This is a genomic window from Stutzerimonas marianensis, from assembly GCF_022810315.1.
Taxonomy (GTDB): Bacteria; Pseudomonadota; Gammaproteobacteria; order Pseudomonadales; family Pseudomonadaceae; genus Stutzerimonas; species Stutzerimonas marianensis.
On sequence record NZ_JALGRD010000012.1, the window covers coordinates 154,085 to 163,984 of the forward strand.

Here is a 9,900-nt window from a genome sequence, read left to right on the forward strand (position 1 = left end):
CTTGTCACCGCGTCTAACTACTGGTTCAAGTCGCTCGCTCCGCTCGCTGGGACGGGCTAAAGCCCGCCCCTTAACCAAACGTTAGGCCTCGCATGAAGTCAGTTGTTACTAAGGAAAATAGGCAGGCACTACGCTGGTTGGTAGAAAATCGTCCTGAAGACTTGCGAGAATTAATGGAGGGCGAATCTCGTTACACGCTACCGCACAGCATTGGTATCTCCAAGGCCAGCAGAGAGGAGAGTCGTGCTTGGATCATGGCAATCTATCATGTCAGATATGCCGCCCAGTTCGGCCTTGCGCAGCAGAGAGTCATCGCAGGTACATATGTTCACTCATCACGTCCTGCGGAATTTGAGCAGTGGTTAGAGCTGGGGGCTCCCGGAATCAGCGCTGAAGAGTTAGCTAACTATCTAAACGAAGTACCAATGCAAAATAACGATGAATAAAGTGATTAAACAAACGCCTAACAAGCGGTTCAAATCGCTCGCTTCGCTCGCTGGGACGGGCTAAAGCCCGCCCCTTAACCAAACGTTAGACGCAGTTTCAAAAATCACGGAACCATCATGGCATTCGACATGTATCACTGTAGCGAGAAAGCATGCATAGAAACGCATGAAGAGTCGCTATTCGTTCCTGTTAACGAAAATCCGAATTACCCATGCCTCGACTGGCTTTTAGCAGAACTTTATAACTCTCCCAGGATTCCGCCAGAAAAATCGAACATTATTGTTCATGAGCTTATTGCGTTGCGCGAGGAGGTTCTTGGCACGGAGCTAAGTTATGTAACAAGAACCATTGACAGAATCATGCCTTTCTTCAGCAAAGCATACATACTCAAAGCGGAGATAAAGTGCTTAAGCGATTAAGGCTCGTGCCATACATCTAACTAGTGGTTCAAACCGGTCGCTTCGCTCACTGGGACGGGCTGAAGCCCGCCCCTTAACCAAACGTTATGTGTCGCCATGAATCATCGAAGAATATTCTCAGAAGAGCGAAAAGCCCACGACTTGGCCCAAGCCCAAAATCTGGTCGGAAAAAAATTAGCGGCCCTAAGTAATGTGCAGTATTACTTCGAATCTGAAAAAGTGACTGATGATATCGGTGATATTGAGTGGCAATGCACCGACGGCTCAACTGTCGCAATGTTCTTGCTAACAAATGGAGAAAGTGTCGGAGCCGATACTTTACCTGCTGATATCCCTCAAGCATTCGAGCTTGAAGAGGGAGAGCGTTGCTCGTGGCAAACCGTAGACCTTCTTTCGTCGCTAGCAGCAAATTACCTAGTTGGCAAAAAAATAGTTAGCGTGCAGGCTTTCGTTGACTACCACATAAATTATAACTACCAAATTCTGTCCGGCTTCAAAGTGCTATTCGAATCTGGAGACTTTATTTTTTACTACAACTGTGGCGATGACGGCTTTGCCCTGCTTAATCAACTGCCCAGCCCGAATGAGGGCATCAAGAGCGAACTACTAGAATCCCTACAATGACACATAATAAATGGTCCAAGTCGTTCGCTTCGCTCACTCGGGACGGGCTGAAGCCCGCCCCTTAACCAAACGTTAGGTATCAAAGGAGGAGTCGTGTCAGACGGAAATTCAATCATAAACCTCGGCGACTTAGCCAAGCCGGCCACCATTCTGATTGAAAAAATATCGAATGCTGTTGGCGTACTATACGAACCAAGAAGAATCAGAAAAAAAGCAGAAGCAGAAGCCGCTGCGGAAAAGATAAAAGCTCTAGCAGGAATAGAGCTAAGCGAAATTCAGCAAAGAGGCATTGAGCGGCTAGTACATCAGGAAGCTAGAAAGCAGGAAAATATAGAAGCAATTACGGCTCAAGCCGCAACAGCCATCCCCCTCGACGCGAAGACCGAAGAATTAGAGGAGGATTGGATTGCTCACTTTTTTGAAAAGTGTGACACCGTATCAGACAAACAAATGCAATCTTTATGGTCGAGCCTTCTTGCAGGTGAAGCCACAAAGCCTGGAACCTATTCAAAGAGAACGATAGACTTTGTTGCATCTATGGACAAAAAGGATGCAGAGCTTTTTACAAATTTCTGTCAGTTCGCATGGATGATTGGGGATGTCGCACCACTTATATTTGATGTAGACAATGATATCTACACAAAGCACGGAATAAATTTCTCCTCACTTAAGCATCTCGATACTATCGGCTTAATTTCATTTGAATCCGTATCCGGCTACAAGCGGCTTCGTCTACCAATGAAAATCTTAATCTACTATTACGGACACCCAACTCTGCTTGAGTTCTCAAAAGAACAAAACAATGAGCTTCAAACCGGTAAGGTCTTGCTAACCCAAGCCGGGATAGAGCTTGCAAATATATGCGGGTCAAAAAGAAACCAAGAATTCTACGAGTACGCAATCGAAAAAATAGCCAAACAAGGCATCATCGTATCGAGCTTGCTAACTAGTAGCACTTAAGAAACTACACCTTGAGGCTTACATAATACGAGTGTTGACACCTAACAATGCGCTCAACTATCGCTCATTCCGTTCGCTGGACGTCCAAAAGCTGCGCTTTTGTCCGCCCGTTAGCTTAATCGTTAGGTATCACATGCTGACCCGCTACCCAAACCAAGCCCGCTCCCGCAAAGGCTTCGCATTAGTCGGGGCTATCTTCTTAGTGTTCGGTATAGTTATGGCGCTGGCAGATTCCGCAATCGGTGTGTCTATTGGCTTATTGTTTGGCGCCGCGCTGCTCTTACCATCCGTATTGCTCGGCAAGTCTGGCTTTGAGAGGTTCGAGAAAACTCTCTCTCGAATTGCATCTTTTAGGAGCTTGTCGTGAAACCTAACAATGCGCTTAAAGCGCTCACTTCGTTCGCTGGGACGGCGTTCCGCCGCCCCTTAGCTTAATCGTTAGGTGTTACGGATAACATGAAGAAAATTTCAGGACCTACCTTCTATTTTAAGACACTGTTTCCTACGCTTTGGTTTGGGTTTCTAGCATTCTTTCTAGTCACCACTTTGTCTTCTGGAGCCCTAGAAGAATCGTTTGTGTTTCTTGTGGCACCAATTTCTATGGCGGCACTTGGCTATTTATCTTTCAAGAAAATGCTTTGGGACTTGGCCGACGAAGTATACGACGAGGGAGACTCTTTGTTATTTCATAAAAACGGAAAAGAACAAAGAGTGAAGCTCAGCGAAGTCATAAATATCAACCACACTCAAATGAGCTCGCCTGAAAGAGTGGTATTAAAGGTCCGTAATACGGGCGCCATTGGTACAGAGTTGGCGTTCACCCCGCCAATGAGGCTTAATCCCTTTTCAAAGAATATTATTGTCGCGGATCTTATTGAAAGAGTTGACCGTGCAAGAGCCACCTAACAACAGGTTCAAATCGCTCGCTCGGGACGGGCTATAGCCCGCCCCTTAACCAAACACTAGACGTAAGGTGCACCTGTGACTATAGAAAGAGCCGGGCATTTTTTAGTGGACGTGGATTTAGCAGGCAGAGTTTCGGTTGGCATTGAAACAGACCAGCTACTGGCATGTGTGCAAGAAGCGAAAAACAAAAAGGCGGACGGCGTGTTCGGTTCGCCTTCATTCGGCTTTATGCAGGATAATCTGGATTTTCTTTCTGAATTGCCCAAGCTCACGAAGATCTGGTTTTGGGATGTTCGTCTAAGGGATGTGACGGGAGTGTACGAATTATCTGCGCTCAAACATTTCGGCATTCATCCCAAGCGGCCAGGAATCGACTTTGGTCGCCTTCGGGCTATCGAAGAGCTCGTCTGGGAGTTCAACGAGAAGGACAGCGGGCTTGAGGCGCTTTCCGAATTGAAGATGCTTCACATATGGCACTTTAAACCGAAGAGTGAAAGCTTCGCCGGGCTTTCCGTATCCACGTCAGTAAAGCAGCTACAAATCAACTGGGCTAACCCTAGGTCGCTTGATGGTCTGCCTGCTTTGCCTTCGCTACAACGGCTAGAAATTCACCATTGCCGCAACCTTGAAACAGTGGACGCACTGGTCGATATTGCTCCCAACATAGAGCACTTGGTGGTTTCCGCCTGCGGGAAAATTTCGGGTGCCGATGCTGTAATAAAGAAGCTGCCAAAACTCAAGCATGCCTATGTTCAAAATAAGCTGCTGGTCAGTTCGGAGATGGCCTAACCAACAGTTCAACACGGACGTGGTCTGTTGCGCAGCCCATGCCGGTTAACGTCGCCATTACGCGGCACAGCCTATTCCGCGTATCCACGGGGAGATCTATGAAAACCCAATACTTCACGGCAACGAGCTTGGATGGCTTCATTGCAACGGAGGATGATTCACTCGACTGGCTGTTCCCGCTTGGGGACATCAACGACACGAGCTACCCGGACTTCATTTCCGGGGTCGGGGCGCTGGCGATGGGATCTACCACGTATGAGTGGATGCTACGCAATGCGCAAGCAGTCGCAGCCGAAACCGGATCTGCTTGGCCTTATTCGCAACCCACATGGGTATTCTCAACCCGCGCTCTGCCAGCAGTCCCAGGAGCAAACCTATCTTTCGTGCAGGGCGACGTTCGACCAGTCCATTCGGAAATGTGCGAGGCCGCCGCAGGCAAGAACATCTGGATCGTCGGTGGCGGTGATTTGGCAGGACAGTTTTACGATGCCGGGCTTCTGAACGAGATCATCGTCCAAGTGGGCTCTGTAACTCTGGGCAAGGGCAAGCCATTGTTTCCCCGCAGACTTAGCAGTGCGTCGCTAGCACTGGCCTCAGTCAGGCAGGTCGGTACAGGTTTCGCGGAGCTGCGCTATCAGGTAAGCACCTAACAGAGTGCCGGCTAACAGTTCATCAAGCCGAACGGGCTTCGCCGGCGCGATTGCAATCGTTTATCCGGCCTGTCTCGGGCACAGCCCTGCAAAAATAGTTGCCGCTCCCCTGCCCGTCAGCAAACCGCCAAGGCAGAAAACGGAACGTGGCCGTGCTTTACTCCCGACAGCCGCCATCGCGAGCATCACGCCTCGCCCTCGCACACCAGACGGAGACCACCATGCAGCAAGACGAGCTGAAAGCGCTGTTCGATCAACAGGCTGCGAGCTACGACACCCAGTGGGCGAAAACGGCGCCGATACGGCATTGCCTTCATCTGCTGCTGGGCTCGATGTTCGCCGAGCTGCCTGAGGAGGCGCGGATTCTGTGCGTGGGGGTGGGGACGGGTGACGAGCTGTTCTACCTGGCGTCGCGGCATCCCGGTTGGCATTTCACCGCGCTGGAGCCATCCGGGGCGATGCTCGAAGTCTGTCGGCGCCGAGCCGAGGAAGAAGGCGTTACCGCTCGCTGCGACTTCCACGAAGGCTATCTCGGCTCGCTTGCGCCCGGCGAACTGCACGACGCGGCCACCTGCTTTCTGGTGTCGCACTTCATGTTGGATCAAGAGGAGCGCTCGGGCTTCTTCCGCGAGATTGCGCAACATCTCAAGCCGGGTGGTCTGTTGGCGAGTTCGGACCTGGCCTCGGATGTTGCCGCGCCGCACTATGAGGTGCTGCTGCGTGCCTGGATGAACATGATGTCGGCAGCGGACCTCACGGAGGAGGCGCTGGCGCGTATGCGCACGGCGTACGCCAAGGACGTTGGCATGTTGCCTCCGGCGCAGGTGGCATCGCTCATCGAAGCAGGCGGTTTCGAACGGGTTACCCCCTTCTTCCAGGCCGGATTGATTCATGCCTGGCTGTCGACGCGCTCACGCGCGGTCGGCTGAGCCTGGCGCAACCGGCCGCAGCGTGGCGAGGCCCGGCTCTCTGGAACGCCGACTGCGCTTATCGGTCTCTACCGGACTGCTTCCCGCGAGGCCCGTATGCTGCGATCCATTCACCACGCCGCAATCATCTGCTCGGACTACGCCGTCTCGAAGCGTTTCTACACCGAGGTGCTCGGCCTGACGGTGATTGCCGAGCACTACCGAGCGGCGCGCCGCTCCTACAAGCTCGACCTCGCCTTGCCGGACGGTGGGCAGATCGAGCTGTTCTCCTTCCCGGCGGCCCCACCGCGCCCGTCGCGCCCGGAGGCGCAGGGGTTACGGCACCTGGCGTTCGCGGTCGAGGACGTGTCGGCATGCCAGGCCATGCTCGAAGCGAAGGGGGTACAGGTCGAGCCCATCCGCGTCGATGAGTACACAGGGCGGCGTTTCACCTTTTTCGCCGACCCTGACGGCTTGCCGCTGGAACTCTACGAACGGGCGCCGAGCGCGCACCCCTGACGCGTCAGGTAACAAAATCCGGGCTGAATACGTCGCGCGGTGCGCAGTAACGTTGAACCCCCACTTATCGAGGAAAGGACAGTTATGAAGCACTTGCCCCTGCAGATTGCGAGCACTCTCGCCCTCGGTTGCGCCACCCTCGTTGCCAGCGCGGCGACCGAGGCGATCGGCAAAGACCAGTGGCCCTTCACCGCCACGCCCCGCGCCACCTTCTCCGAACCCTGGGCCATGACCTTTCTGCCGGACGGCTCTGCGCTGGTCACGGAGAAGCGCGGCGCCTTGAAGCATCTCGTCCTGCAGGACGGCAAATCGCGTGATATCGACGGCGTGCCCGAGGTGGCCTACGGCGGCCAGGGTGGGTTGGGTGACGTGATCCTTCATCCGGACTTTGCACAGAACAGGCGCATCTATCTCAGCTATGCCGAGAAGGGCGACGGGGGTGACCGAGGCGCCGCCGTCGCCCGAGCGACGCTGGACGTCGACGGCGGTTCGCTGTCGGATGTCGAGGTGATCTGGCGGCAGACGCCCAAGGTCTCAGGCGGCGGCCACTACGGGCACCGGCTGGCGTTCGGCCCGGATGGCAAGCTGTGGATTTCCTCCGGCGAGCGGCAGAAGTTCACCCCGGCCCAGGACATGGAGGCGAACCTCGGCAAGATCATTCGCCTGAACGACGATGGCAGCGTGCCGGACGACAACCCCTTTGCCGACAGGGGTGGCGTGGCGGCGCAGGTCTGGTCGCTGGGCCATCGCAATCCGCTGGGGATTGCCTTCGACGCCGAAGGCCGGCTGTGGGAACAGGAGATGGGGCCGCAAGGGGGTGACGAACTCAACCTGATCCAGAAAGGTGGCAACTACGGCTACCCGGAGGTCTCCAACGGCGACCATTACGGCGGCAAGCCCATTCCCGACCACGACACCCGTCCCGAATTCATCGCACCCAAGGTCACCTGGACGCCGGTGATTTCCCCGGCCGGCCTGATCATCTACGGCGGCGACCGATTCCCCGACTGGAAGGGTAATGCCTTCGTAGGCGGGCTATCCGCCGAGGGCCTGGTGCGCATCACGCTGAATGGCGAAGAGGCCAGCGAAGCGGCGCGCTACGACATGGGCGCACGCATCCGTGAGGTCGAGCAAGGTCCGGACGGCAGCCTCTGGGTCCTCGAGGATGGCGATAGCGGACGATTGCTGGAGCTGCGACCGAAGTAAGAGGCGCGGATGGGCGGGCTGGCAGCGTCGCAGCCCGCTCAGGCGACGCGGCGTCACATCCTCGTAACACACCCGGCCTAGCGTGTTTTGGCTAACCCCAATCACAAAAAGCCGAGGCCCGCATGAAAACCCCGACTCGCCTGACCCGCACCGCCCTGCCCACTGCGCTGACCCTGGCTCTGCTGCCGCTGGCCTCGCAGGCCTCTTCCCGAGCGGCGGAGTACTTCGAGCGGGTCGCGACCTTCCCGGTGTATCGCAACCTCGGCGCCAATGAAGATGCCGCGATGCAGACCGTCGCTGAAATCACGACCGTCAGCCGCGACGGGCGAACGCTGATCTACACCGACAGCCCCGGCGAGCGCATCGGCCTGGTCGACATCCGCGACCCGAAATCACCGAAACCGGCTGGTTTCGTCCAGCTCGAAGGCGAGCCGACCTCAGTCGCGGTGCATCAGCACTATGCGCTGGTCGCGGTGAATACCTCGCTCAGCTACGCCCAGCCGGACGGCGTGCTGGCCGTGTTCGACATCCGTAACCCGGCGCAGCCCAAGCGCGTCGCGACCATCCCAATGGGCGGCCAGCCGGACTCCATCGCCATCAGCCCCAAAGGCCGCTACGCCGCTGTCGCCATCGAGAACGAGCGCGACGAGGACCTCAATGGCGGGCTGATCCCGCAGTTGCCCGCCGGTTTCCTGCGCGTCGTCGACCTCAAAGGTCAGCCGAAGCGCTGGAGCACCCGCGACGTTGACCTGACCGGCCTGGCCGATACGGCGCCGGGCGATCCCGAGCCCGAGTACGTCAGCATCAACGACCAGGACATCGCCGCCGTCACCCTGCAGGAGAACAACCACATCGTGCTCGTCGACCTGCGTCGCGGCCGGGTGATGCGCCACTTCAGCGCCGGCCAGGTCGACCTGCAAGGCGTCGATGTGGAGGAAAACGACCGTATCGAGCCAATCGGGGTACTCAAGGGCAAGCGCCGCGAGCCGGATTCGATCGCCTGGGTCGGGCCATTGCTGGCCACCGCCAACGAGGGCGACTACGAGGACGCCGAAGGCGAGGAAGGCGGTAGCCGCAGCTTCACCCTGTTCGACTACAACGGCCGCGTCTGGCACGAGGCTGGCGCCTCGCTGGAACACGCCTTCATCCGCGCCGGGCATTACCCGGACAATCGTTCCGAGAACAAGGGCATCGAGCCGGAAGGCATCGCCGCGGCGAGCTTCCGCAAGCAGGACTTCCTGTTCGTCGGGAGCGAGCGCGGCAATGCCGTCGCGGTCTATGACGTGGCTCGCCCCTGGGCACCGGCAATGCATCAACTGCTGCCGACCGGCATGGGGCCGGAAGGCATCCTGCCGATCCCGTCGCGCAATCTGCTGGTGGTCAGCAGCGAGGAGGATTCGGCCGAGGACGGCTATCGGTCGACGATCTCGATCTACCAGTACGGTGCGAAGGCCGCGCCCTACCCCGAAATCCGCTCCACCGCTAACAGCCTGATTCCCTGGGGCGCGCTGAGCGGGCTGACGGCCGACCGCACACTCGCGAGCCGCCTGTACGCCGTGCCGGACAGCTACTACAAGGCCTCGCGCATCTTCCGTGTCGACGCGAGCAAGACGCCAGCGGTCATCGACGGGCAGGTCGAGCTGCGCAAGGCGGGCGCGACGGTCGATTACGACCTCGAAGGCATCGCCCAGGCCAGCAATGGCGACTTCTGGCTGGCGTCGGAAGGTAACGGCAAGGCCAGGCCCAACCTGCTGGTCCGCGCCAATGCCAGGGGTGAGGTACTGGAAGAATTCGCCCTGCCCGATGAGGTTGCCGCGCAACAGACCAGCAACGGCTTCGAAGGTGTCGCCGTGGTCGGTGAGGGTGCCGACATGCGCGTCTACGTGGCCGTCCAGCGTGAATGGAAGAATGACCCGGACGGCCGGGCGCGTATCGGCGTGTTCAACCCGGCCAGCCGCGAATGGGGCTTCTACCATTACCCGCTCGATGCCGCCCCCGAAGGGGCCTGGGTCGGTCTGTCGGAGCTGACGTCGCTCGGCAATGGCCAGTTCCTGGTGATCGAACGCGACAACCAGCAGGGCCCGGCCGCCAAGGTCAAGCGCCTCTACCGCATCGACCTGAGAGGCTTGCAGCCGTCCAGCGAAGGGCAACGTTTCCCGCTGCTGAGCAAAACGCTCGAACGCGACCTGCTGCCGGAGTTGAAGGCCACCAATGGCTGGGTGCTGGACAAGGTCGAAGGCGCCGCGGTGGACACGCAAGGCCGCCTGTTCGTCGTCACCGACAACGACGGCGTGGAAGACGCCAGCGGCGAAACGCGCTTCATGCGGTTGGGTGCCGTAAAGCGCTAAGCAAGAACCGCTCGGCGCGGCCGCCAGGGCGAATGCACTCGTAGGGGCGAATTTATTCGCCCATGCCCATCGCCTCGGGTGAATTTTATTCGCCCTGCCCCACCACCCCGGGCGAATGAATTCG

The 9,900-nt window shown here is 57.3% G+C and carries 11 protein-coding genes; all 11 read left to right on the forward strand.

Annotated elements, in window-relative coordinates; all coding sequences use genetic code 11:
• The first annotated feature begins 92 nt into the window (after positions 1-92).
• The 11 genes from MST27_RS19960 to MST27_RS20010 all read left to right on the forward strand — a co-directional run bounded on the left by MST27_RS19960 (position 93) and on the right by MST27_RS20010 (position 9,776).
• Positions 93-446: a hypothetical protein gene (locus MST27_RS19960; RefSeq protein ID WP_243607672.1), complete on the forward strand. Its 354-nt coding sequence runs from the start codon at positions 93-95 to the stop codon at positions 444-446.
• 117 nt (positions 447-563) lie between these two features.
• Positions 564-866, forward strand: coding sequence for a hypothetical protein (locus MST27_RS19965; protein WP_243607673.1), 303 nt, complete (start codon positions 564-566; stop codon positions 864-866).
• A 96-nt stretch (positions 867-962) separates the two neighbouring features.
• Positions 963-1,490, forward strand: coding sequence for a hypothetical protein (locus tag MST27_RS19970; protein WP_243607674.1), 528 nt, complete (start codon positions 963-965; stop codon positions 1,488-1,490).
• A 93-nt stretch (positions 1,491-1,583) separates the two neighbouring features.
• Entirely contained in the window at positions 1,584-2,450 is an 867-nt protein-coding gene (locus MST27_RS19975; RefSeq protein ID WP_243607675.1) for a DUF2806 domain-containing protein, read from the forward strand.
• A 456-nt stretch (positions 2,451-2,906) separates the two neighbouring features.
• Positions 2,907-3,356, forward strand: coding sequence for a hypothetical protein (locus MST27_RS19980; protein ID WP_243607676.1), 450 nt, complete (start codon positions 2,907-2,909; stop codon positions 3,354-3,356).
• A gap of 75 nt (positions 3,357-3,431) precedes the next feature.
• The gene (locus tag MST27_RS19985) at positions 3,432-4,145 is read left to right on the forward strand and encodes a protein phosphatase 1 regulatory subunit 42 (RefSeq protein ID WP_243607677.1); all 714 of its coding nucleotides are present in this window, start codon (positions 3,432-3,434) and stop codon (positions 4,143-4,145) included.
• A gap of 98 nt (positions 4,146-4,243) precedes the next feature.
• On the forward strand, positions 4,244-4,795 hold the full coding sequence (locus MST27_RS19990; protein WP_243607678.1) for a dihydrofolate reductase family protein: 552 nt from the start codon (positions 4,244-4,246) through the stop codon (positions 4,793-4,795).
• 221 nt (positions 4,796-5,016) lie between these two features.
• Positions 5,017-5,724 (forward strand): class I SAM-dependent methyltransferase, encoded by a 708-nt coding sequence (locus MST27_RS19995; protein ID WP_243607679.1) that lies wholly within the window; start codon positions 5,017-5,019, stop codon positions 5,722-5,724.
• A gap of 96 nt (positions 5,725-5,820) precedes the next feature.
• Positions 5,821-6,222 carry an SMU1112c/YaeR family gloxylase I-like metalloprotein gene (gloA2, locus tag MST27_RS20000; protein ID WP_243607680.1) on the forward strand — a complete coding sequence of 134 codons (402 nt, stop codon included), beginning with the start codon at positions 5,821-5,823 and terminating at the stop codon, positions 6,220-6,222.
• Between the two features lie 84 nt (positions 6,223-6,306).
• Positions 6,307-7,428 (forward strand): PQQ-dependent sugar dehydrogenase, encoded by a 1,122-nt coding sequence (locus MST27_RS20005; protein WP_243607681.1) that lies wholly within the window; start codon positions 6,307-6,309, stop codon positions 7,426-7,428.
• Positions 7,429-7,550: 122 nt separating this feature from the next.
• A complete protein-coding gene (locus MST27_RS20010; RefSeq protein ID WP_243607682.1) occupies positions 7,551-9,776 on the forward strand; it encodes an esterase-like activity of phytase family protein in 2,226 nt (741 codons plus the stop codon).
• Positions 9,777-9,900 lie beyond the last annotated feature (124 nt).